Source organism: Streptomyces sp. NPDC006207, from assembly GCF_040613835.1.
GTDB lineage: Bacteria > Actinomycetota > Actinomycetes > Streptomycetales > Streptomycetaceae > Actinacidiphila.
Map to the genome: position 1 here is coordinate 16605 of NZ_JBEXSX010000071.1, position 22172 is coordinate 38776.

The 22172-nt window shown below is 72.2% G+C and carries 19 protein-coding genes; 4 read left to right on the forward strand and 15 right to left on the reverse strand.

The window, feature by feature from the left end:
• Positions 1–10 precede the first annotated feature (10 nt).
• The 5 genes from ABZ312_RS37770 to ABZ312_RS37790 all read right to left on the reverse strand — a co-directional run bounded on the left by ABZ312_RS37770 (position 11) and on the right by ABZ312_RS37790 (position 5193).
• A complete protein-coding gene (locus ABZ312_RS37770) occupies positions 11–247 on the reverse strand; it encodes an SDR family oxidoreductase (RefSeq protein ID WP_500439670.1) in 237 nt (78 codons plus the stop codon).
• 118 nt (positions 248–365) lie between these two features.
• Positions 366–587, reverse strand: a complete 222-nt coding sequence (locus tag ABZ312_RS37775) for a hypothetical protein (protein WP_500439662.1) — start codon at positions 585–587, stop codon at positions 366–368.
• A 233-nt stretch (positions 588–820) separates the two neighbouring features.
• Positions 821–2428: a monocarboxylic acid transporter gene (locus ABZ312_RS37780; RefSeq protein ID WP_500439663.1), complete on the reverse strand. Its 1608-nt coding sequence runs from the start codon at positions 2426–2428 to the stop codon at positions 821–823.
• A complete protein-coding gene (locus ABZ312_RS37785; RefSeq protein ID WP_499514470.1) occupies positions 2425–2874 on the reverse strand; it encodes a DUF485 domain-containing protein in 450 nt (149 codons plus the stop codon). Before ABZ312_RS37785 ends, ABZ312_RS37780 begins: the two co-directional genes overlap by 4 nt.
• A gap of 189 nt (positions 2875–3063) precedes the next feature.
• On the reverse strand, positions 3064–5193 hold the full coding sequence (locus ABZ312_RS37790; RefSeq protein WP_500321961.1) for a DNA gyrase/topoisomerase IV subunit B: 2130 nt from the start codon (positions 5191–5193) through the stop codon (positions 3064–3066).
• A 423-nt stretch (positions 5194–5616) separates the two neighbouring features.
• Here ABZ312_RS37790 and ABZ312_RS37795 point away from each other — a divergent pair, with 423 nt between their 5' ends.
• A complete protein-coding gene (locus ABZ312_RS37795; RefSeq protein ID WP_499514468.1) occupies positions 5617–5847 on the forward strand; it encodes a DUF7455 domain-containing protein in 231 nt (76 codons plus the stop codon).
• 77 nt (positions 5848–5924) lie between these two features.
• On the opposite strand, the gene ABZ312_RS37800 is transcribed toward ABZ312_RS37795, so the two are convergent.
• The 6 genes from ABZ312_RS37800 to ABZ312_RS37825 form a co-directional block, all read right to left on the reverse strand.
• Positions 5925–6785 (reverse strand): S1 family serine peptidase, encoded by an 861-nt coding sequence (locus ABZ312_RS37800; protein ID WP_500357427.1) that lies wholly within the window; start codon positions 6783–6785, stop codon positions 5925–5927.
• Between the two features lie 143 nt (positions 6786–6928).
• On the reverse strand, positions 6929–8494 hold the full coding sequence (locus tag ABZ312_RS37805) for an RNA polymerase sigma factor (RefSeq protein WP_499514466.1): 1566 nt from the start codon (positions 8492–8494) through the stop codon (positions 6929–6931).
• 322 nt (positions 8495–8816) lie between these two features.
• Positions 8817–9725: a FadR/GntR family transcriptional regulator gene (locus ABZ312_RS37810; protein ID WP_500439664.1), complete on the reverse strand. Its 909-nt coding sequence runs from the start codon at positions 9723–9725 to the stop codon at positions 8817–8819.
• Positions 9726–9817: 92 nt separating this feature from the next.
• On the reverse strand, positions 9818–11452 hold the full coding sequence (locus tag ABZ312_RS37815) for an ATP-binding cassette domain-containing protein (RefSeq protein WP_500439665.1): 1635 nt from the start codon (positions 11450–11452) through the stop codon (positions 9818–9820).
• Positions 11453–11481: 29 nt separating this feature from the next.
• A complete protein-coding gene (locus tag ABZ312_RS37820) occupies positions 11482–12198 on the reverse strand; it encodes an NUDIX hydrolase (protein ID WP_499514463.1) in 717 nt (238 codons plus the stop codon).
• A gap of 120 nt (positions 12199–12318) precedes the next feature.
• Positions 12319–14298: a glycogen debranching N-terminal domain-containing protein gene (locus ABZ312_RS37825; protein ID WP_500439666.1), complete on the reverse strand. Its 1980-nt coding sequence runs from the start codon at positions 14296–14298 to the stop codon at positions 12319–12321.
• A gap of 132 nt (positions 14299–14430) precedes the next feature.
• Here ABZ312_RS37825 and ABZ312_RS37830 point away from each other — a divergent pair, with 132 nt between their 5' ends.
• Entirely contained in the window at positions 14431–15741 is a 1311-nt protein-coding gene (locus ABZ312_RS37830) for an alpha/beta fold hydrolase (RefSeq protein ID WP_500357422.1), read from the forward strand.
• Here the strand turns inward: ABZ312_RS37830 and ABZ312_RS37835 are convergent.
• Positions 15653–16894, reverse strand: coding sequence for a DUF4192 domain-containing protein (locus ABZ312_RS37835; protein ID WP_500357420.1), 1242 nt, complete (start codon positions 16892–16894; stop codon positions 15653–15655). The genes ABZ312_RS37830 and ABZ312_RS37835 overlap by 89 nt on opposite strands.
• A 154-nt stretch (positions 16895–17048) precedes the next feature.
• Here ABZ312_RS37835 and ABZ312_RS37840 point away from each other — a divergent pair, with 154 nt between their 5' ends.
• Together ABZ312_RS37840 and ABZ312_RS37845 are read left to right on the forward strand one after the other, a co-directional pair.
• The gene (locus tag ABZ312_RS37840; RefSeq protein WP_500321970.1) at positions 17049–19208 is read left to right on the forward strand and encodes a RecQ family ATP-dependent DNA helicase; all 2160 of its coding nucleotides are present in this window, start codon (positions 17049–17051) and stop codon (positions 19206–19208) included.
• Positions 19209–19405: 197 nt separating this feature from the next.
• Positions 19406–20002 carry a hypothetical protein gene (locus ABZ312_RS37845; protein WP_500321971.1) on the forward strand — a complete coding sequence of 199 codons (597 nt, stop codon included), beginning with the start codon at positions 19406–19408 and terminating at the stop codon, positions 20000–20002.
• Here the strand turns inward: ABZ312_RS37845 and ABZ312_RS37850 are convergent, their stop codons facing one another.
• From ABZ312_RS37850 to ABZ312_RS37860, 3 genes are all read right to left on the reverse strand, one after another.
• Positions 20003–20641, reverse strand: a complete 639-nt coding sequence (locus ABZ312_RS37850) for a hypothetical protein (RefSeq protein ID WP_500439667.1) — start codon at positions 20639–20641, stop codon at positions 20003–20005.
• A 59-nt stretch (positions 20642–20700) separates the two neighbouring features.
• Positions 20701–21396 (reverse strand): ribonuclease HII, encoded by a 696-nt coding sequence (gene rnhB, locus ABZ312_RS37855; protein WP_499514456.1) that lies wholly within the window; start codon positions 21394–21396, stop codon positions 20701–20703.
• Between the two features lie 94 nt (positions 21397–21490).
• Positions 21491–22084 carry a TetR/AcrR family transcriptional regulator gene (locus tag ABZ312_RS37860; protein WP_499514455.1) on the reverse strand — a complete coding sequence of 198 codons (594 nt, stop codon included), beginning with the start codon at positions 22082–22084 and terminating at the stop codon, positions 21491–21493.
• Between the last annotated feature and the right edge of the window lie 88 nt (positions 22085–22172).

The window sequence follows — 22172 nt, forward strand, 5'->3', positions numbered from 1 at the left end:
GGTACGCCTCTCATACGCTCATGCCGTCGTCGACCGCGACGGTGGCTCCGGTGGTGAAGCTCGCGTCGTCGCCCGCGAGGTGGAGCACGGTGCGGGCGATCTCCTCGGGTGCCGCGTGCCGGCCGCGGGGGATCATCGCGTCGAACGCCCTGGCCGCGTGCTCGGAAGGCTGCCCGGTGGCGGCGGTCTCGATGCGCCGCGTGAACGGGGTGTCGGTGGGGCCCGGGTGGATGGTGTTGACGCGGATGCCGCGGGCGGCGCACTCACTGCCGCGACGCGCATCAGCCCGGCCTGGGCGTGCTTGGCCGCCGCGTAGCCGCTGATGCCGGGGTCGGTGGTGAGTCCGGCGACGCTGGAGTTGATCATCACGGAGGCGAGGGTGACGATGAACGTCGGCAGCCCCGCCCCACGTACGTCGCCACGAGGGCGTTGCCCGCCCCGGGCAGCGCCGACAGCACCAGCACCGCTGCGGCCGCCGCCCAGGGGGACCAGCCGTCGCGGATGTGGACCGCGCCGACGGTCACGCCGAGCGCGTACACCCCTCCGGCCGGCAGGTCGACCTCGCGCAGGGCGATGGTGAAGACCATCCCGCCGCCATCAGCCCCACGTAGCAGGCGTTGTGGGCGGTCCCGGCCAGGTTGGACCGCGTCAGGAACTCGGGCTCGGCGATGCCCACGACGAGCACCAGCAGGACCAGTACCGCTGCCACGCCGGTCTCGTCGCGCAGCAGCCGACGCACACGGCTCGATGGCATGGCCGCACAGCGTGGAGGCGCCGCGGGCCTGCGGCAATCAGAGCGTTCCGCCAGGCGGAAGGGGTGTCAGACCGCTCCGGCCCCGGTGAGCGAACGGACCTCGACCTCGGCGAACTTGTCCTCGTCGGCGCGCTCGCGGGACAGGACCGTGCCCAGCCAGCCCGCCGCGAAGCCCAGCGGGATGGACACCAGGCCCGGGTTCTCCAGCGGGAAGTACTGGAAGTCCACGCCGGGGAAGAGCGACTGCGGGCTGCCCGACACCACCGGGGACAGCACCACCAGCATGACCGCCGGGAGGAGACCCCCGTAGATCGCCCACACCGTGCCGCGGGTCGTGAACCTCCGCCAGAACAGCGTGTACATCAGCGCGGGCAGGTTGGCGGACGCGGCCACCGCGAACGCGAGCCCCACCAGGAAGGCCACGTTCTGGCCCTGCGCGAACAGGCTCAGCGCGATGGCCACCCCGCCGATGCAGACGGCGGCCACCCGGGCCACCCGCACGTCCTGGTTCTCCCGCCGCCTGCCGTCCGGTGCGGTCCCTCGACGGCGCAGCGTCGCGTGGAGGTCGTGGGCGACCGAGGCGGACGAGGCGAGCGTGATACCGGCGACGACGGCCAGGATCGTGGCGAAGGCGACCGCCCCGACGACCGCGAAGAGGACCGTTCCACCGGTGGAGCCCGCTCCCCCGCCCAGGTCGAGGGCGAGCAGCGGCACCGCCGTGTTCCCTGCGGCGTTGGACGCGCGCACGGTGTTCGAGCCGACCAGCGCCGCCGCGCCGAAGCCCAGCACGATCGTCATCAGGTAGAAGCCGCCGATGAGACCGATCGCCCAGACCACCGAACGCCGCGCCGAGCGTGCCGTGGGCACGGTGTAGAAGCGCGAAAGGATGTGCGGCAGCCCGGCGGTGCCCAGGACGAGGGCGAGGCCGAGGCTGATGAAGTCCAGCCGGTCGGTCCAGCTCTGCCCGTACAGCCTGCCGGGGGCCAGGAACTCCCGGCCCTGGCCGCTGCCGTCGGCGGCCGAGCGCAGCAGCGCTCCGAGGTCGCCGTGGAAGCGCACGAGGACCAGGACCGTGAGGGTGATCGTGCCGCCCATGAGGAGCACGGTCTTGACGATCTGGATCCAGGTCGTGGCGCGCATGCCGCCGAAGGCGACGTAGAAGACCATCAGCGCGCCGACGCCGATGACGGTCCAGGTGCGGGCGGCCGATCCCTGACCGCCGAGCAGGAGGGAGACCAGGCTCCCGGCGCCGACCATCTGCGCGACCAGGTAGAGCACGGAGACGGTGACCGCGGAGGTGCCCGCGGCGATCCGGACCGGGCGCTGGCGCATACGGGCGGTGAGGACGTCGGCGAGGGTGTAGCGGCCGCAGTTGCGGACCAGTTCGGCGACGAGCAGCAGCACGAACAGCCAGGCGACGAGGAAGCCGACGGAGTAGAGCATGCCGTCGTAGCCGAAGAGCGCGATAAGCCCCGAGATGCCGAGGAAGGAGGCGGCGGACATGTAGTCGCCGGCGATGGCGAATCCGTTCTCCAGCGGGGAGAAGAGACGGCCTCCGGCGAAGAACTCCACGGACGAGCTGCGCCGTCGGCCGGCCCAGGCGGTGATCGCCAGGGTGACGGAGACGAAGACGGTGAAGAGGACCAGCGCCAGGCCCTGGTGGTTGCCGGTCACCGCATCCGCTCCTGGGTGTCCCAGCGCAGGTCGAGGGCGGCCCGGTCCCGGCGCAGCCGAGCGTGCCGGGCGTAGGCCCAGGTCAGGAGGAAGGTCGTGGCGAACTGGGCGAGGCCCAGGACCATGGCCACGTTGAACTCGCCGACCAGCGGCCGGGCCATCAGTCGCGGCGCGGTCGTCGCCAGGACGAGGTAGAGCAGGTACCAGGCGAGGAAGGCGGCGGCCGCCGGGAAGACGAACCGCCGGTACCGGGAACGCACCTCCTGGAAGGGGCCGCTGGCCTGCACCTCGCGGTACACCCGGGCGTGCGCGTCGGCCGGGCGGGCCTGCGTCGGGAGGGAGACCGGCGGTGGCTCGGGGCCCTCCCACTCCCCCGCGGCCAGGACGTCGTACCAGGGGTCGTCCACCCACAGCCCTCCGGTTTCCGCCCGGTCGTGCTCTTTCACGAACTCTCCTCGCCTCACGGGCCGATCGGCCGTGCGCCCAAGCATGGACATTGCGGGAAGATCCGGGAGCCTCCAAGCAGAAACCTTCACCTCATCGGGTGATGGTCCCCCACTCCTGGGGGTGGGGAGGCTTCGGCGCCCTCCACGGGTGGGTGACCGCGGAGGGCGCCGGCACGGGGAACCGGTCCGTCAGGCGTCGATCCGCGAACGGTCGAGCGTGGCGGCGGAGTTGGCGATGAACTCGCGGCGCGGCGCGACCTCGTTGCCCATCAGCAGGTCGAAGGCGAGCTCCGCGCCCTCCAGGTCGCTGATGTTGATCCGGCGCAGGGTGCGGTGGCGCGGGTCCATCGTGGTCTCGGCCAGCTGGTCGGCGTCCATCTCGCCGAGACCCTTGTAGCGCTGGATGGAGTCCTTGTAGCGGATGCCCTTGCGCTCGAACTCCAGCAGCGTCTCGCGCAGCTCCCGGTCGGAGTAGGTGTAGACGTACTTGTCCTGCCCCTTGCGGGGGTTGGTCAGCTCGACCCGGTGCAGGGGCGGCACGGCCGCGAAGACCCGGCCGGCCTCGACCATCGGCCGCATGTAGCGCTGGAAGAGCGTCAGCAGCAGACAGCGGATGTGACTGCCGTCGACGTCGGCGTCCGTCATCATGATGATCTTGCCGTAGCGGGCCTGGTCGATGTCGAAGGTGCGGCCCGAGCCTGCCCCTATGACCTGGATGATGGCGCCGCACTCGGCGTTCTTCAGCATGTCCGTGACCGAGGACTTCTGGACGTTGAGGATCTTGCCCCGGATCGGGAGCAGCGCCTGGAACTCGGAGTTGCGCGCGAGCTTGGCCGTGCCCAGGGCCGAGTCACCCTCGACGATGAAGAGTTCGCTGCGGTCCACGTCGTCGCTGCGGCAGTCGGCCAGCTTGGCCGGCAGCGACGAGGACTCCAGCGCGGTCTTCCGGCGCTGCGCGTCCTTGTGCTGCCGGGCGGCGATCCGGGTGCGGGCCGCGGCGACGGCCTTCTCCAGGACGGCGCGGGCCTGCTGCTTGTCGTCCCGCTTGGTGGAGGTGAGGAACGCCTTGAGCTCGCGGGACACGACGTTGGCCACGATGCGGTTGGCCGCCGAGGTGCCCAGCACCTCCTTGGTCTGGCCCTCGAACTGCGGCTCGGCGAGCCGGACCGTGACGACCGCCGTCATGCCCTCCAGGGCGTCGTCCTTGACGATGTCGTCCTCGGCGACGCGCAGCAGCTTGGTGGCGCGCAGGACCTCGTTGAACGTCCTGGTGACGGCGCCCTCGAAGCCGCGCACATGGGTGCCGCCCTTGGGCGTGGCGATGATGTTCACGAAGGAGCGCAGCGTGCTGTCGTAGCCGGTGCCCCAGCGCAGGGCGACGTCGACGCCGAGCTCGCGGGTGACCTCGGTCGGGGTCATGTGGCCGAGCTCGTCGAGGACCGGGACGGTCTCCTTGAAGGTGCCGCTGCCGGTCAGCCGCAGCACGTCGCAGATCGGCTTGTCCGGGGTGAGGTACTCGGCGAACTCGCTGATGCCGCCGTCGAAGTGGAAGGTGTCCTCGACCGGCTTCCCGTCCTCCGAGCCGTTGTCGGGGCGCTCGTCGCGGACGACGATCGTGAGCCCGGGGACCAGGAACGCGGTCTGGCGGGCGCGCTGGTGGAGCGTGTCCAGGGAGAGCTTGGCGTCCTTGAGGAAGATCTGACGGTCCGCCCAGTAGCGGACGCGGGTGCCGGTGCGGGCCCGCGGCACCTTCTTGACCTTGTCCAGCCCGTTGCCCGGCTCGAAGGCCGCCTCGGGGCCGCCCTTGGCGAAGCTGCCGGGGACGCCGCGGCGGAAGCTGATCGCGTGCGTGTGGCCGCCGCGGTCGACCTCGACGTCCAGCCGGGCGGAGAGCGCGTTGACGACGGAGGCGCCGACACCGTGCAGACCGCCGGAGGCCGCGTAGGAGCCGCCGCCGAACTTGCCGCCGGCGTGCAGCTTGGTCATGACGACCTCGACGCCGGACAGACCGGTCTTGGGCTCGACGTCGACGGGGATGCCGCGGCCGTTGTCCCGCACCTCGACGGAGGCGTCGCCGTGGAGGACGACCTCGATGTGGTCGCAGTGGCCGCCCAGGGCCTCGTCCACCGAGTTGTCGATGATCTCCCACAGGCAGTGCATGAGGCCGCGGCTGTCGGTGGAACCGATGTACATGCCGGGGCGCTTGCGGACCGCTTCGAGGCCCTCGAGCACGAGCAGGTGTCGCGCGGTGTAGTTGGAGCCGTCACGATCTGCACCGGTCAGCAACGCGGTGGACGGCACGGATGTTTCGGCGGTCACGCGAACGTCTCCTCATGAAGTTCTTCAGCCGTATCGGTGAGAGGGTACCGAGGTCACGCACGGCCGTTTCGCCGCGACCCGGTACGGGCATCATGCTAGCCCCTTTTCGAAGACATGTTCGATCCCTCGTTCGAGTGATACACATGTCACGTTCCCCTGGAGGCATGAACCATTTAGGCTCGGGGCACGTCCTCCTCAACAACCGGCTTCCGGGCCGGGGGGACACAACCGAACAATCTGACCAGTTCTGCCAGAACGACCCGAAGCCGACAGATAAGACGCCAGAGGATCTTTCGCCGCCAATCGGTAGCATCCGGCCGCTACAACGACCGTTTCCAAGGAAAAGACCTGAGCGGGAACACTTTGGGCCTGGTTGGATGTTGACCCTGGTACGACAGCTCGTCGAGCTAGAGAAGAGGCGACGTGACTACAGTTCTGACCCCCGCGAGCCCGCTGACGGCGGCGGACCGCTGCGACCGTTGCGGCGCCCAGGCCTACCTGCGCGTCGTACTCATCAGTGGCGGCGAGCTGCTCTTCTGCGCGCACCACGGGCGTAAGTTCGAGCCCGAATTGAAGAAGATCGCTACGGAGATACAGGACGAGACCGGTCGGCTCACCGCCACCCCGGCCGTCGCGGCCGAAGACGAACGCTGACGCGTAGCACTGCGACGAGCTCTCACGACGGGCGGCCCCCCTTCCGGGAGGCCGCCCGTCGGCTTGTCCGCCGCACGTCACGAAGAGTGCTGGCCGACCAGTCCCGCCACCGCCGAGACCCGGGTGTACACACCGGGATGCCCCGCCTGGGCGCATCCCGCGCCCCAGGACACCAGCCCTATCAGCCGCCCCTCCGCCACCAGCGGACCGCCGCTGTCCCCCTGGCACGAGTCGTGCCCGCCGGCCAGGTCGCCGGCGCAGACCATGTCGCTCCTCTGGTACTTGCCTTCCGTACTGCCCGGATACGCCTGCTCACAGACCGAGTCGGCGAGCACCGAGACGTTCGCCGCCATCAGGACGTTCGAGTAGGTCCCCAGACCCGCCGTGTCCCCCCAGCCGAAGACCTGTGCCGGCGTGCCCGCCTCGTAGGAGTTCACGTCCCCCGGTGCCGCCATGCGTATCGCGCTTCCCACGGGGAACGGCTCCGCGGTCGTGACGACCGCCACGTCGCCGCTGTTGGTCGTGGGGTCGTACGCGGGGTTGACCCAGACGTTGCGGACCGCCACTTCCCGGCCGCCGGAACCGGCGAGGTCCGTCCGCCCCGCGATGATGCGCAGGTCGGGCACCTGGTCCCAGTCCCCGCCCAGTGCGGTCGGACTGAAGCAGTGCGCCGCGCTGACCACGGTGTTCGGCCCGACGAGCGCTCCGCCGCAGAACTGCCCCGAGCGAGCCGTACCGTAGCGGGACCGGCTCGACAGGACCACCGCCCACGGGTGCTGCTCCGTGGTGACCGGCGTGCCACCTATGACACCGTTGTCGGCGCCCGGGGCGCCGGGGGCGTACTCCACCGCCGCGGCGGTGGCGGAAGCCGGTAGCGACAGCGCGAGCGCGGACCCGGCTATGAGCCCGCCGATCAGCGTGCTGATCGAGGAACGCATGCATTCTCCTCACCCTCCGGAATGCCCAGAACACCCACAGTGACGTGACGGGACGGGAGCCGCATCCGGAGAACTGTCCGGAAAATCCGACGGGCCCGCGGCCGCCGTGGCGGTCGCGGGCCCGTTCCGGGCGTCCTGCCGGATCAGTCCAGGTAGTCGCGGAGCACCTGGGAACGCGAGGGATGACGCAGCTTGGACATGGTCTTGGACTCGATCTGGCGGATGCGCTCACGGGTGACCCCGTACACCTTGCCGATCTCGTCCAGCGTCTTCGGCTGGCCGTCGGTGAGGCCGAAGCGCATGGAGACCACGCCCGCCTCGCGCTCACTGAGCGTGTCGAGCACCGAGTGCAGCTGCTCCTGCAGCAGCGTGAAGCTGACCGCGTCGGCCGGCACGACGGCCTCGGAGTCCTCGATGAGGTCACCGAACTCGCTGTCGCCGTCCTCGCCGAGCGGGGTGTGCAGCGAGATGGGCTCGCGGCCGTACTTCTGGACCTCGATGACCTTCTCCGGGGTCATGTCGAGTTCCTTGGCCAGCTCCTCCGGGGTGGGCTCGCGGCCCAGGTCCTGGAGCATCTGGCGCTGGACGCGGGCCAGCTTGTTGATGACCTCGACCATGTGCACCGGGATGCGGATGGTGCGGGCCTGGTCGGCCATCGCGCGGGTGATCGCCTGGCGGATCCACCAGGTCGCGTACGTCGAGAACTTGAAGCCCTTGGTGTAGTCGAACTTCTCGACCGCACGGATCAGACCGAGGTTGCCCTCCTGGATCAGGTCCAGGAAGAGCATGCCGCGGCCGGTGTAGCGCTTGGCCAGCGAGACCACCAGGCGGAGGTTGGCCTCCAGGAGGTGGTTCTTGGCCCAGCGGCCGTCCTCGGCGATGATCTCCAGCTCGCGCTTGAGCTTGGGGGCGAGCTTGTCGGCCTGGGCCAGCTTGTCCTCGGCGAACAGACCGGCCTCGATGCGCTTGGCGAGCTCCACCTCCTGCTCGGCGTTGAGCAGCGGGACCTTGCCGATCTGCTTGAGGTAGTCCTTCACCGGGTCGGCGGTGGCGCCGGCCGCGGCGACCTGCTGCGCGGGCGCGTCGTCCTCGTCCTCGTCGGACAGCACGAAGCTCTCCGCCTCGGCCTCGGCCGGGACGTCCTCGTCCTTGCCGGGGGCGGCGTCCTCGATGAGCTCCTCGCCCTCGACGAGCTCGTCGTCCTTCTTGGTCTTGGTCGCGGTGGTCTTCTTCGCCGCGGTCTTCTTGGCGGTCGCGGTGGTCTTCTTCGCCGCAGTCTTCTTGGCGACGGCCTTCTTCGCGGATGCCACGGCATCGTCCTCCGGCTCCGCCACGGGCTCCGCCGCCATGGTGGGGGCGGGGGCCGCGGTGGTCTTGGCAGCGACGGTCTTCTTGACCGGGGCGGCCTTGGTGGCGACGGTCTTGGTGGCAGTACGCTTCGCCGGGCTCTTGGCTGCGACGCTCTTACGGGTGCGCTTGGGCGCCTCGGCGGCACTCACCATCAGCGTCACACCCTCCTCGTCGAGGACCTGGTTGAGGCTGCGCAGAACGTTCTTCCACTGGGTTGCCGGGATCTGGTCCGCTTCGAAGGCTCGGCGCACGTCGTCGCCGGCGATCTGACCCTGAGCCTTACCCCGCTCGATGAGCGCCATCAGAGACTCGGACTCGGCGATCTCCGGCGGGAGCGTACGGGATGTGCTGGCCGACACGAACAACCTCTCGGAACGATGGAAAACGACTACGGTGGGAACCGCTCAGCAACTCAGCGTCATGTTCGTCGCGGATATTCCTCGCACGGCCGCCACCTCTAAGCTCATCGCGCTGCCGCCGAGAGCGTTACGCCCGGCCGTACGTGGGCCGGGTCACACCCCGGATCGGCACCAACCCGTCGATAGCGGGACACTCCCGTGCACGCCACGACCATGCCCGGTTGGATGCGGGCGTCAAACATGGCGGACGGCTCCGCCGCCGGGCCCGGAGGGCGTGGGCCGGCGGCGGAAGTCGGTGCCGTCTCGTCCTGCGCGGGAGCGGTCAGTGCTCCCGGGGGGCGGGGACGACGTGGTCCGTCGAGCCGCCGGCACCCGGGTCGGGGTGGGCGGCGAGCAGCTGGCGCATGGCGGTCTCCGCCTCGGCACCGTCGGAGGCGGCCAGCGCCTCGACGACCCGCGTGTGCAGGGCCACCGAGTGTTCACCGGGGCGCTCGCAGCCGGTGACGGGGCCGCCGGAGACCTGCAGGGCGGAGGAGACGATGCCGGAGAGGTGCTCCAGCATCCGGTTGCCCGCGACCTGCAGCAGCAGGGCGTGGAACTCGGCGTCCGCCCGGGAGAAGGTGAGGCCGTCACCCTGTCCCACGGCGTGGGACATGATGTCGGTCATGTCGACGAGGCGCTGCTGGACGTCCTCCCGGCCGTGACCCGCCGCGAGGCGCGCGGCGAGGGGCTCGATCGTCCAGCGCAGTTCGAACAGCTCCCGACGCTGGTCTTCGCGCTGCGGGCCGAAGGCCCGCCACTCGATGATGTCGGGGTCGAGCAGGTTCCAGTCGCTGACCGGGCGGACCCGGGTGCCGACGTTGGGCCGGGCGCTGACGAGGCCCTTGGCCTCCAGCACCCGCAGCGACTCGCGGACGACGGTACGGGAGACCTCGAAGCGCTGGCCGATCTCCTCGGGGACGAGCGGGCGGTCGGCCCCGAGATCGCCGGAGACGATCATCTGGCCGAGTTGCTGGACGAGTTGGCCGTGCAGCCCGCGGCCACGGCTCCCGGCGGCGCGGCGGCCGACCCGGCCCATGTCGGTGTCACCGCCGTCCCAGGAGGGTGCGGGGCCGGGGCGGTCGAGGCCGACGGGGGCGTCGGCGTACGGATAGCGGTCGATGTCCCCGCCGCCGAGACTCGGGTCGGCGGGGCGGGCCGCGGTCATCATGGTGTGCGCAAGGGTACTCACGCATCATTTGTCGGCGATGGCGCGGGAGGCCTTGAGGGCTTTCCTGAAAAGCACACGAAAGGGTGAGCACTCATCACCTGATAATTGACGCTTTATCGGAAGGAAATGGGGTTTCTCCGGCGCAAGACCATTGCCGCATAGGCACACAAGAGAGCGAAGAGCGACAAACCGAAGGAATAGCGCACCGGTTGGGTCGCCATGCGGATCACGTCGATCGCCGGGGCGGACGCCGCCCGCTTCACCACCGGCGCCACCAGCAGCGGAACCGCGAGGACACCGGCCAGCCCGAGCGCGGTGGTGCGGAACACCCCGGCCGCCAGCACCCCGGCCCAGCAGCAGGCGAGCACGAGGGCGACCGAGGCCGCCGTGGTGGAGGCCAGCGCGAACGGCGCGGGCAGTCCGCCCGCCCCGAACTCCAGGCGCATCACGACCAGGCCGAGCCCCGCCCCCAGGAGTGCGATCAGCGCCGCCGCGGAACCGTTGACGACGAGCTTGGCGAGCAGCAGACGGAGTTGACGGGGCACGGGCGCGTGCGCGGGCGCCAGCGCGGGATAGCGGAACTCCTGGCCGTAGGCGAGCGCGCCGAGGAGCCCGCCGCCCAATGCGGCGGGCGGCAGGGGCAGGGAGTGCGACCAGCCGGTCAGCAGGCGCAGGGAGAAGGCGTCGTGCCCGGTGCGCAGCAGCGCCAGGGTGGCCAGTCCCGAGGCGAGGACGGAGACCAGCGCGACGAGCCAGGGGCCGCGGACGCCGGTCAGGCGGCGCAGTTCGTAGCGGACCGGCCGGGCGGGACCGGCGGGCGGCACCGCGGCGCGCGCGGCCGCCAGGGGCACGGCAGGCCGGTCGCGATCGTCGTGCGGACCCTCCGGAACACCGGTGTCGGCGACCTCGTCCGCGAGGCGGTGCAGCAGGATGCCGTTGCGGAAGGCGGTTTCGCCGACCTGGGCGGTGGTCGCGCCGTGCACGCGGATGCGGCTGCCGCTCTCGTGGGTGATCTCGGTCCCGTCGTCGGTCAGCAGCAGGCCCAGGCGTTCGGCCTGGGGCGAGTGGACGGCCACGTACGGGCGCAGCCGGCGGCGGCCGAACTCGTGGGCGGACTGGTCGGCGACGAGCCGGCCCTTGTCGAGGGTGACGACGCGGTCGCCGAGCCGGCCCGCCGCCTTGGGGTCGGCGCAGGTGACCACGACGGCGCCGCCGCGCGCCGCGTACGCCTTGAGCAGGCCGTACAACCACGCGGTGTCGTGCGGGGAGAGCCCTTGGGCGGGATCGTCCAGGAGCAGCGCGGGAGGGTCTCCGAGGAGCGCCGCGGCCACGCCCAGGCGGCGGTCCATCCCGAGGGAGAAGGTCGACAGACGGCGTCCGGCCGTTTCGCGCAGGCCCACGATCTCCAGGACCTGGTCGGCGCGTTCGGCTGGGGCCCCGGCCGCGGCTGCGAGCATGCGCAGGTGGCCGCGCGCGGTCCGGGAGGGGTGGCCGGGGACCTCGCCGAGCAGCACGCCCACCGCGTTGGCCGGATGGGTGTGGCGGTGCAAGGGGCGCCCGCCGAACAGCGTGATGCCGCGGCCCGGTTCGAGTTCGAGCATCAACCGCAGGACGGTGGACTTGCCGGCGCCGCCGTCGCCGAGCAGGACGGTGATCTCGCCGGGACGGGCGTCGAAGCTGAGGTCGTCGACGGCGGGGGGCTCTTCGCCCCGGGACGCGCTGGTCAATCCGATGGCCTGGATCACCATTGCACCATAACGCGCAAATGGCCCGGAATTTACACCTCTGGTCGCAACATAGGCGGATTGAGGATGGTTGCACCACCCGCGCGGAACAACTGCGCGGGGCGGCCGCCCTGACGGGTCGTGGTGCCGCCGCTGGGGACCAGGAAGCCGACCGTCCCCGTCACCTTGCGGTGGAAGTTGCGCGGGTCGAGGGCGACGCCCCACACCGCCTCGTAGACCCGGCGCAGCTCGCCGACGGTGAACTCGGGCGGGCAGAAGGCGGTGGCCAGAGCCGAGTACTCCAGCTTGGAGCGGGCGCGCTCCACGCCGTCGGCCAGGATGCGCGTGTGGTCGAAGGCGAGGGCACCCTCCTCGCCGTTGCGCAGCAGTTCCTCGACCGGGGCCCACCGGGCGCTGCGGGCGTCGCCGCCGGCGCGTGGCGCGGGCAGGTCCGGGGCGAGCACGAGGTGGGCGACGCTCACCACGCGCATGCGCGGGTCGCGCTTGGGATCGCCGTAGGTGGCCAGCTGCTCGAGGTGGACCCCGCTGCCCGCGCGCAGTCCGGTCTCCTCCTCCAGTTCGCGGGCGGCCGCCCCGGACAGGTCCTCGTCGCCGCGTACGAAGCCGCCGGGCAGCGCCCACCGGCCCTGGTAGGGCGGTTCACCGCGGCGGACCGCGAGGGCGCACAGGGCGTGGCTGCGCACTGTGAGCACGACGAGATCGACAGTGACGGCGAAGGGCGGGAAAGCTGACGGGTCGTAGGGCGCCATGCCCGCGATCATAGTCGTCTGCCTGACGATAAACAGCAGGTTGGCGGGATGACGCGAGCTGCTTTCGGCCTGTTGTTCGACGTCACGGCGCCGGTCCGGCGTCCGGTGCCGCCGACGGGTTCAGGCACCGAGCTGAAGTCCCGGAGCCGCCTCCTCGATCACGGCCGTACCGGACGCGCCGATCCGCAGCGCGAAGGGCTCCTCGGCCACCCGCAACCCGGCGAGGCCGAGGTCGCCGAGCGGGGAGGTGACCAGAGGGCGTACGGCCACCATGCGTTCGGGGGCGTCGGGGCGGATCCCGGCGAGGGCCATCAGCATGTGGACGGCCCCGGCCGCGGCCACCGCGGCGGGCCGCGAGGCCGTCGGGTGCGGGGCGGGACGGCGGGAGCCGTCACGCTGCTCCCCCGCGTACATCTCGGGCAGCCGGTGGCCGAAGTCACCGGCTGCGTCCAGCACGCCCAGGAGGAGCGCCGAGGCCTCTCGCTCGTGGCCCGCGGCCGCCAGCCCCGCGACCGCGACGGCCGTCTCGTGGACGCGTACCGCTCCGCCGCGGTGGCCGAAGGGGTTGTAGCCGGGGGCCTTGGCGGACAGTGTGCGCAGCCCCCATCCCGAGTCGAGCTCCGGGGCCGCCAGGAGGCGGGCGAGCTGCTCCGTCTGCACCTTGTCCAGCAGACCGGGGGCGAGCTCGCAGCCTCCCAGCAGACCGGTGTCGAGCAGATGGGCGGCTGCCGAGCCCAGGTGGGGCACGGGTCTGCCGTCAGGGGTGAGCGCGGCGGCCGGGCTCCCGCCGGCCAGGTCGTCAAGCCAGAAGTCCTCCCGGAACCTCCGGCGCAGCGCCTCGGCCCGCTCCCGCCATTCCTCCGCGCCCGGGCGTCCGTGGGCCTGGAGCAGATCGGCGCCGTGCAGCATGGCCCGGTGGGCGTGCGCCTGCACGTCGCAGCGCAGCGGGCCGCCCGGCGCGGGGTCGGGGACGTATCCGCCCTCACCCGCGACGGACCGCAGCCACCACAGACTGCGCTCGGCGGCCGGCAGCAGCTGTTCGGTGTCCCGCTCCGGAAGTCCCCACCGTCGTGCCTCGGCGAGCAGCGTGACGAAGAGCAGCCCCGCCTCCACTCCGGAACAGGTGGGCGGCAGATGCGGACCGGCATGGCGCAACGGCCCCGGCACGCCGCCGGTCTCCGGGTCCTGACGGCGGGCGAACGCCCGCAGGGTGCCGGCCGCCAGGCGGGTGCCGAGCGGCAGCAGCATGCGGGCCGCCCACAGGGCGTCGGCCGGGGCGGGACCGAGCCGCCACGGGGCGCCCGCCGCCACATGGACGTCCAGCGGGTGCTCCGGGTCGCGCAGCAGCAGCGCCCGCAGGTCGTCGAGGGCGGCGCGCAGCAGTGTCTCCGCCCTGCCGCCGGCGCCGCGGATCTCCGGGGCCGACCAGGGCACGGGGACCGCCGGGGCGGATCCGCCGTTCACGCCGGCCGCCGCGGGCTCCAGCGTCACGCGCAGCTCGATCGTGCGGGACGCCCCGGCGGGCAGCGCCAGTTCCCAGCACAGCAGCCCGGCGGAGGCCATGGCGCTCTCGGGTGCCGGCACGGCGGTCACCCGGGCCCGCAGGCCCTCCGCCGACCACAGCAGCCCTGCGTCGCAGACGCTGGGCTGCAGCTCGGGCCCGGAGGATCCGGCCGCGATCGCCGCCAGCTCGGCGAGGTCGGTCGCCAGGGCCACCTCGAACGGGATGCGCAGGGCACGGGAACCGGTGTTGTGGACCGTGATGCGCTCGGTGCCCCCGGCCGTGCGGAGCCTCTCGATGGTGAGGGCCGGGTCGGGTGCGGTATCGCCGGGAACGCGGGCGACGGAGGTGAACCGCGCCCGACCCGCCGTGACAAGCCCGCCCTGTACGGGGACCGGTGGCGCCCCTGCGATGCGCAGCTCACAGCGGGCCAGGACCCGGCGGCCGCCCTGGTAGAAGCCGGCGAGGCCGCTTCCGTCCAGTTGTCCGTGCTCCGGCGAGACCGCGAGGGCCGGGGCCGCGACGCACATCACGGCGTCGTGCACCGGCTGCGGCCCCCGGTCCTGCCGGGGCGGCCGGTTGACCGGCTGCGGGCTCATGCCACCTCCTCGTCGAATCGGTCGCTCGGGCGCTGCCGCCACTACCCACGAGAACGGCCGTGTGGGCACTCGGGTCACGCGCCGTCTACCGTTCCTGATCGGGAAGCCGTCCGTATCACCGGAAAGAGAGCCATGGCCGTCTACCGTCAGCCGGGAACCGTCATCACCGACCACACCTTCCAGGTGCCGCTCGACCACGCGGACCCCGGCGGTGAACGGATCGAGGTGTACGCACGGGAGGTCGTGGCCGCCGGGAAGGAACGAGATCCGCTGCCCTGGCTGCTGTTCCTGCAGGGCGGGCCGGGCGGCCGGTCGCCGCGGCCGCTGGGCCGCGACGGCTGGCTCACCCGGGCGCTGGACGACTACCGGGTGCTGCTGATCGACCAACGGGGCACCGGCCGTTCCGCCCCGGCGAACCGGCAGACCCTGCCGCTGCGCGGGGACGCCTCGGCACAGGCCCGTTATCTGGAGCACTTCCGGGCCGACTCGATCGTCCGCGACTGCGAGCTGATCCGCCGTGAGCTGCTCGGCGAGGACGGCCAGTGGAGCCTGCTCGGCCAGAGTTACGGCGGCTTCTGCACGCTCACCTACCTGTCCTTCGCCCCCGAGGGCGTCCGCGAGGCCTTCGTGACCGGCGGGCTGGCCGGCCTGCGCAGCACGGCCGAGGACGTCTACCGGGCCGCCTACCCCCGTGTGGAGCGGAAGGCAGCAGCGCACTACGCGCGTTACCCGGAGGACGTCGAGACGGTCCGCGCGATCGTGCGGCACCTGCGCGAGCGCGAGGTCAGGCTCCCGGGCGGCGGACTGCTGACCGCGGAGGCCTTCCAGACCACCGGGATGCTGCTCGGCACGGGCACCGGCTCGCACACGCTGCACTACCTGCTCGAGGACGCCTTCGTGACCGGAGGGTCCGGCCTCCAGCTCTCCGACTCCTTCCTCGCCGAGGTCCAGGGCCATCTGTCGTTCGCGGGCAATCCGCTCTACGCGGTGCTGCACGAGTCGATCTACGGCCAGCGTTCGGTCTCGCCGCGGGCCACCGGCTGGGCCGCCGAATCGGTCCGCGCCGAGTTCCCCCAGTTCGACGTCGACAAGCCGCTGGCGGACGACGCGCCGGTGCTGCTGACCGGCGAGATGATCTACCCCTGGATGTTCGCCACGGACCCGGCACTGGCGCCGCTGCGCGAGACGGCGCACCACCTGGCGCAGCACGAGGAGTGGCCCGACCTGTACGACCCGGATCAGCTGGCGCGGAACGAGGTGCCGGTGGCGGCGGCCGTCTACCACGACGACATGTACGTGGACACGGCCGACTCGCTCGCCACCGCACGCTCGGTCCGCGGCCTGCGCACCTGGGTCACCGACGAGTACGAGCACGACGGGCTCCGGGTGAGCGGCGGCCGGGTCCTCGACCGGCTGATCCGCCTGGCCCACGGCGAGCTGTGAGGAGCGCTGCACGGCGGGCCCGTCCGATGCTCTGCCGCCGCAGGTAACGGCGGAGCGGCTCCGGAGAGAGGCCGTTGTTGACCGCGGCGTGGAGCAGCCGGGCGAAGGTGTAGTCGGGGGCAAGGTGCAGGGCGCGGCCGAAGGCCACGCGCGCCGCCGCCTCGTCCCCGGCGGACCAGGCCACCCAGCCGGCGAGGGTCAGGGGCGCGGCGGCGTGCTCGTGGTACGGCTCGACGCAGCGCCGGGCGAGCGCCCGCCACAGGCGCACCGCGGGGTCGGTGTGCGGCGGGTCCATCCACTCGGCGGCCTCGTCGCGGGTGGTGCGGTCCTGCAGGCCGAGGATCATCGTGGCGGCCTCGTCGTCGTCCAGCAGAGCGTCGTCACCGCGGTCGGCCTCCGGTCCGTCCCCCACCGGGGTGGCGGCCCGGAAGCGCTCGAGCGCCTCCCGCAGCAGCCGCAGGGTGGTGCGCCGCACCTCTTCGGAGTCGTCGCGCTCCAGCATGCGGGGGACGAGTGCGGCGGCCGCCGCGTCCAGGGCGTCCCCGCGGGCCGCGGAGGCCGGTGCGCCGGGCGGCGGCGGGGTGAGGCGCTCCTCCATCTCCTTGAGGGAGCCGTTGATCCGCAGGCCCGCGTAAGCGGCCGCCGCGGCCATCACGGAATCGCCGGACCGCGTGATCCCGATGCCCTCACGCGGGAACCGCTCCGTGTCCGGGCAGCAGTACGACCACCAGCGGCCGGCGGAGACGCACAGCGCCTCGACGACGGGGATGTCGAGCGTGCCGCAGGCGATCCTCAGCCGCTGCGCCAGTGGACGCAGCCGTTCCATGACCTGGTGGGGGTCCTCGCCGGGAGCGGGCTCCTGGACGAGGAAGAGCACGATCGCGTCCGGCCGCGCGCCGCGCTGCTCGCTGCCGTTCACGAGGCACTCGGCCAACTGCTGGGCGGCGCCGGGCCACTCGGCGGCGTCCCGTGGGATGCCGAGCCGGGCCCGGCCGCCGAAACGGCCGTGCTCGCCGTGCAGGGCGATCATCAGAATGCTGTCGTCGGGGTGGAAACCGCACAGGTAGGGGAGCGCGGCGGCGAGTTCGGCCGGGCTGCGCAGCGTGACCTTCGGGTCGTCCGAGGGACGGGGGGATTCGGTGTGCTGAGTCATGATCCGAAGGTCCCGTACGCCGTGGATCTCCGCCAGACCCCTCCAAAACCTGTGGATAACTCGCGCATATCATCACGATTATCCGGGGCGGGTTGTCCACAGGCCGCCTCCCCACGGTTGGCGCGGTGTCGGTGCCATCAGGTTGCATGGGGGCATGACCACCGCACTGCGCACCGCCGCCGACACGATCCTCAGCCGGCTCGTCGGGGACCCGACGGGCACCGCCCGCCTGCGCGAGGACCAGTGGCGTGCCGTCGAGGCGCTGGTCGCGCACGGCCGCCGCGCCCTGGTGGTCCAGCGCACGGGCTGGGGCAAGTCGGCCGTGTACTTCGTGGCCACCGCGCTGCTCCGCGAGCGGGGCAGCGGTCCCACGGTGATCGTCTCCCCGCTGCTGGCGCTGATGCGGAACCAGATCGAGGCCGCCGACCGGGCCGGGATCCGCGCCCGCACGATCAACTCGGCCAACCCCGAGGAATGGGACACGGTGCAGGCCGAGGTCGCCTCGGGGGAGATCGACGTCCTGCTGGTGAGCCCGGAGCGGCTCAACAACCCCGATTTCCGGGACCAGGTGCTGCCCAAGCTGGCCTCCACCACCGGCCTGCTCGTGGTCGACGAGGCCCACTGCATCTCCGACTGGGGCCATGACTTCCGGCCCGACTACCGCCGGCTGCGGACGATGCTCGCCGATCTCACTCCGGGCGTTCCGGTGCTGGCCACGACGGCCACCGCCAACGCACGCGTGACGGCCGACGTCGCCGAGCAGTTGGGGACCGGCGACCACGAGGGTGCTCTCGTGCTGCGCGGGCCGCTGGACCGCGAGAGCCTGTCGCTCGGGGTGCTGCGCATGCCCGACGCCGCCCACCGGCTCGCCTGGCTCGCCGACCACATCGGCGACCTCCCGGGCTCGGGCATCGTCTACACCCTGACCGTGGCGGCCGCGGAGGAGGTCACCGCCTTCCTCCGGCAGCGCGGTCACCGGGTCGCCGCCTACTCGGGGCGCACCGAGGACGCCGACCGCCGGGCCGCAGAGTCCGCGCTGCTGAACAACGAGGTCAAGGCGCTGATCGCCACCTCGGCGCTCGGCATGGGCTTCGACAAGCCGGACCTGGGCTTCGTGGTGCACCTGGGCTCGCCCTCCTCCCCCATCGCCTACTACCAGCAGGTGGGACGCGCCGGACGCGGTGTGGACCACGCGGAGGTGCTGCTGCTCCCCGGGCCGGAGGACGAGGCGATCTGGCGCTACTTCGCCTCGCTCGCCTTCCCCCGTGAGGAACAGGTGCGGCGCACCCTGGAGACGCTGGCCGCCTCCGGGGGCCCGATGTCGGTGCCCGCGCTCGAGACCCGGGTGGACCTGCGCCGCAACCGGCTGGAGACCATGCTCAAGGTCCTCGACGTGGACGGCGCGGTGCACCGGGTGCGCGGCGGCTGGACGGCCACGGGCCTGCCCTGGACGTACGACACCGAGCGGTACGCGTGGGTCGACCGGCAGCGCAAGACCGAACAGCAGGCGATGCGTGAGTACGCCACGACCTCGGTGTGCCGCATGGAGTACCTGCGCCGTCAGCTCGACGACGAGGAGGCCGCCCCCTGCGGCCGCTGCGACAACTGCGCCGGGCCCCGGTTCACCGCGGAGGTCTCCCGCGAGGCCCTGGAGGCGGCACGGGCCGCCCTCGGGCGCCCGGGGGTCGAGGTCGAGCCCCGCCGGATGTGGCCGACAGGTCTGCCCGCGATCGGCATCGACCTCAAGGGGAAGATCCCGCCGGGCGAACAGGCCGCGCCCGGACGGGCACTGGGACGGCTCTCCGACATCGGCTGGGGCAACCGGCTCCGCCCGCTGTTCGCCGAGAACGCGACGGACGGCCCCGTTCCGGACGACGTGGCGCAGGCCGTGGTGCAGGTGCTCGCGGACTGGGCGAAGGGCCCGGGCGGCTGGGCGAGCGGTGAGCCCGACGCCCCTCAGCGGCCGGTCGGCGTCGTCACCGTCGCCTCGCACACCCGGCCGCAGCTCATCGCGTCGCTCGGTGCGCGCATCGCCGAGATCGGCCGCATGCCGCTGCTCGGGGAGGTGGCGCACAGTGGTGACCTGGAGCCCTCGCGGGTGCCGCGCAGCAACAGCGCACAGCGACTGCGGGCGCTGCACGGGGCGTTCACCGTTCCACCCGCCCTCTCCGAGGCCCTCGCCGCGGCCGCGGGACCGGTTCTGCTGGTCGACGACTTCACCGATACGGGGTGGACCGTGGCCGTCGCCGCGCGGTTGCTGCGCCGATCCGGTGTTACGGCGGTGTTTCCGCTGGTCCTGGCCTTGCAGGGCTGACCGGTAGTCACCATGTGAGACGGAGACGGGATCTAAGCGGCGGAGGGTCAGATAACAGACAGGTCGACAAAATGACCGTTGCCGCCTGCGTGTGCGACAGGAACAATTGAGTCTGGATCCCCGCATCGGCTCTTGGAGCCCCACGACCGGCATGCCCTCGCACGCCCGGTCGCGGACGCATACCCGAAGGGAGGACCGTGGCCATCGGCTTCGCTCCGGAAACCGCTTCCGTGAATTCCTCCCGCCGTGCCGGACGCCATCGCACCCTGGAGCCGGCCGAATGGACGGCCGCGGGCATCCCCCTGCTGATCAACCCCCGCGAAGTGGTCACGGACCTCCACACACGCCACCTCCCGGCCCCGGGAACCGCTGTGGTCGCGGTCTACTCCCCGGACGAACGGCTGACGGCCAGCGCGTCCTTCGCGCAGCGCCCCGGCGTCACCGACGGCTGGGAACGGCGCAACGCGATCCTCGTCCACCTGCGCCGGATCACCGCGGACGACCTGCGGCGGCGCAGGCCCGTGCGCACCGCGGTCCTGCTCGTCTGCCGCGACGGCGGAGCGGGGTGGACCGAGGTGGACGGTGCGTGGATGTGGGGACTGCGCGACGCCTGCTCGCTGTACGGGCTGCGCCCCGGTTCGTACATCACCCTGACCGAAGACGGCTGGCGGGTGCAGGGCGAGGACCGTTCGGGTCGTTCCCCGAACGCGACCTCCTGGTCGGCCACGAGCCGCGGCGCAGTGAGCCTGCGTCCCAGTGGGACGCCGCCCCTGCGCCGCGCGGCGGCGCGCTGATCAGGCGTTGACGCCGAGCAGCGCGTTGATCCGCTGCGGGTCGCCGCAGACGACCAGCAGGGTTCCGGCCCGCGCCATCGCGGAGGGCAGGACACGCGCCACGGTCTCGTCGGAGCCGCCGTTGACGGCCACGACCACCACGGGCCGGCCCTTGGCGCGGTCGGCGTCGTGAGCGGCGTAGAACACGTCGTCGCCGGCGTCGTGCTGGGCCCAGTAGGACGTCTCGCCGAAGCTCAGCTCGTGGGCGGCCCAGGGGTGCTGCTCGCCGGTGGTGAGCACCAGGACCTCACCCGGAGCGCGCCCGCTGTCCAGCAGCAGGTCGACGGCCTCGTCGGCGGCGTCGAGGGCGCCGTCCACCGAAGCGGGGATGAGCTGGATCTGCGCCGACGGGCCGGACGGGACGGAGGTCACGACCTCGGCGTCCCGCGGCGAACGCTGCTGCGGGGGTACGACGGGTCCGCGGGCCGGACCGGGACGGCCGGGCCGGGCGTTGGCCGCCGGGGCGCCACGCGGCGGCGCGGGGCGGGGGCCGGGGCCCGGTACGGGGCGGGGGGTCGGCGCGGGCCGGCCGGCGGCCGGGGCTACGCGGGGACCCGGGACACTCTCGTGAATCTGAGGCTCCTCGGGGGTGAGAGGCATGTGGTGATGTCTATCAAATGCACCGGAACAACGCAGCGGCGGGTAGGTCACAACTCGGCTCAGAAGTCGAACCCGAGTTGCTCACCCGTCTCCCCCGCCTCCACGGTCTCCCGGACCTTCTTCAAGTGCTGCCAACGCGGCAGCGTATCCAGATATGCCCAGGACAGCCGATGGAGGGGGGTGGGCCCCAGCTCCTCCAGTGCCGCCCGGTGCACCGGCGAAGGGTACCCGGCATTGTCCTCGAAGCCGAACGGAGCATAGTCCACGCCCAGTTCCGCCATCATCGCGTCCCGCCGCACCTTGGCGATCACGGACGCGGCCGCCACGGCCACGCACGAGCGGTCGCCCTTGATGACCGTGCGCACCCGCCAGGGACCCCCGAGGTAGTCGTGCTTGCCGTCGAGTATCACCGCGTCCGGACGCACGGGCAGGGCGTCCAGGGCGCGCGTGGCGGCGAGCCGCAGCGCGGCGGTCATCCCCAGTGCGTCGATCTCCTCCGGGGAGGCGTCGCCGAGCGCGAAGGAGTTCACCCATCCGGTGAGCGCACCGGCGAGCGCGGTACGGCGCTTGACGGTGAGCAGCTTGGAGTCGGTGAGGCCGTCGGGGGGCCGTCGCAGCCCGGTGACGGCCGCGCACACGGTGACGGGACCGGCCCAGGCGCCCCGTCCGACCTCGTCGACGCCCGCGATGACCTTGGCGCCGAGGGTCGCGCGCAGCGAGCGCTCGACGGTGTGGGTGGGGGGTTCGTGGACCATGGCAAGGCTTAGCCTACGCTCCCGCGTTGGACCGGCCGGGAGCAGGTCTCGGGAGCACGGCCGCAGGCCGCGAGCGTCCGGCCCGGCGACCGCGTCAGGGGCGCAGCAGGGGCAGCATCACCTGGTCGACGACCTCGATCAGGTCCTCCTCGGTGATCTCCCGGCCGCCGATCTTCGATCGGTACATCATCAGCGCGGGCACCACGTCGGCGACGATGTCACCGGTGGCGTCGGGCCTCACCTCCCCGCGCTCGATGCCGCGCCGGACCACGTCCAGGATGCGGTGCTTGGTGGGTTCGACGACCCCTTCCATGATCAGCCGTACGAAGCAGTGGGCGGCTTCCTGGTCGCACTCGTCGATCACCGAGCGCAGGGCGAGCCCGCCGCGCGAGTACATCGCCTCGCGCATCCGCAGCACGAGGAAGACCAGGTCCTCCCGCAGGCCGCCCAGGTCCGGGACGTCGGGGACCTCGGGGAAGGCCGTCTGCAGGGCGTCGGCGACGAGGGCCTGCTTGGACGGCCAGCGGCGGTAGACGGCCGCCTTGCCGGTCTGGGCGCCGGCTGCGACGCCCTCCATGGTCAGCCCTCGCCAGCCCACCGTGCTGAGCTGCTCCAGAGCGGCTCCGAGGATCGCCCGCTCCAGAACGGGCCCGCGACGGCGGGTCCCCGCTCCCTGCGACATGGTCATGCCACCTTCTCATTCACTCTCTAGTGAACGCTTGCGTTCACTACCACCATCACCCTAGTGTCGTACACAGTGAACGCGACCGTTCACT

Excerpts from the sequence above, each read along its gene's own strand:
- ABZ312_RS37800 (WP_500357427.1), bottom strand. The coding sequence starts at position 6,785 with ATGCGTTCCTCGATCAGCACGCTGATCGGCGGGCTCATAGCCGGGTCC.
- ABZ312_RS37860 (WP_499514455.1), bottom strand. The coding sequence starts at position 22,084 with ATGACCATGTCGCAGGGAGCGGGGACCCGCCGTCGCGGGCCCGTTCTG.
- rnhB (WP_499514456.1), bottom strand. The coding sequence starts at position 21,396 with ATGGTCCACGAACCCCCCACCCACACCGTCGAGCGCTCGCTGCGCGCG.
- ABZ312_RS37830 (WP_500357422.1), top strand. The coding sequence starts at position 14,431 with ATGGCCGTCTACCGTCAGCCGGGAACCGTCATCACCGACCACACCTTC.
- ABZ312_RS37820 (WP_499514463.1), bottom strand. The coding sequence starts at position 12,198 with ATGGCGCCCTACGACCCGTCAGCTTTCCCGCCCTTCGCCGTCACTGTC.
- ABZ312_RS37825 (WP_500439666.1), bottom strand. The coding sequence starts at position 14,298 with ATGAGCCCGCAGCCGGTCAACCGGCCGCCCCGGCAGGACCGGGGGCCG.
- ABZ312_RS37835 (WP_500357420.1), bottom strand. The coding sequence starts at position 16,894 with ATGACTCAGCACACCGAATCCCCCCGTCCCTCGGACGACCCGAAGGTC.
- ABZ312_RS37840 (WP_500321970.1), top strand. The coding sequence starts at position 17,049 with ATGACCACCGCACTGCGCACCGCCGCCGACACGATCCTCAGCCGGCTC.
- ABZ312_RS37775 (WP_500439662.1), bottom strand. The coding sequence starts at position 587 with ATGGTCTTCACCATCGCCCTGCGCGAGGTCGACCTGCCGGCCGGAGGG.
- ABZ312_RS37850 (WP_500439667.1), bottom strand. The coding sequence starts at position 20,641 with ATGCCTCTCACCCCCGAGGAGCCTCAGATTCACGAGAGTGTCCCGGGT.
- ABZ312_RS37815 (WP_500439665.1), bottom strand. The coding sequence starts at position 11,452 with ATGGTGATCCAGGCCATCGGATTGACCAGCGCGTCCCGGGGCGAAGAG.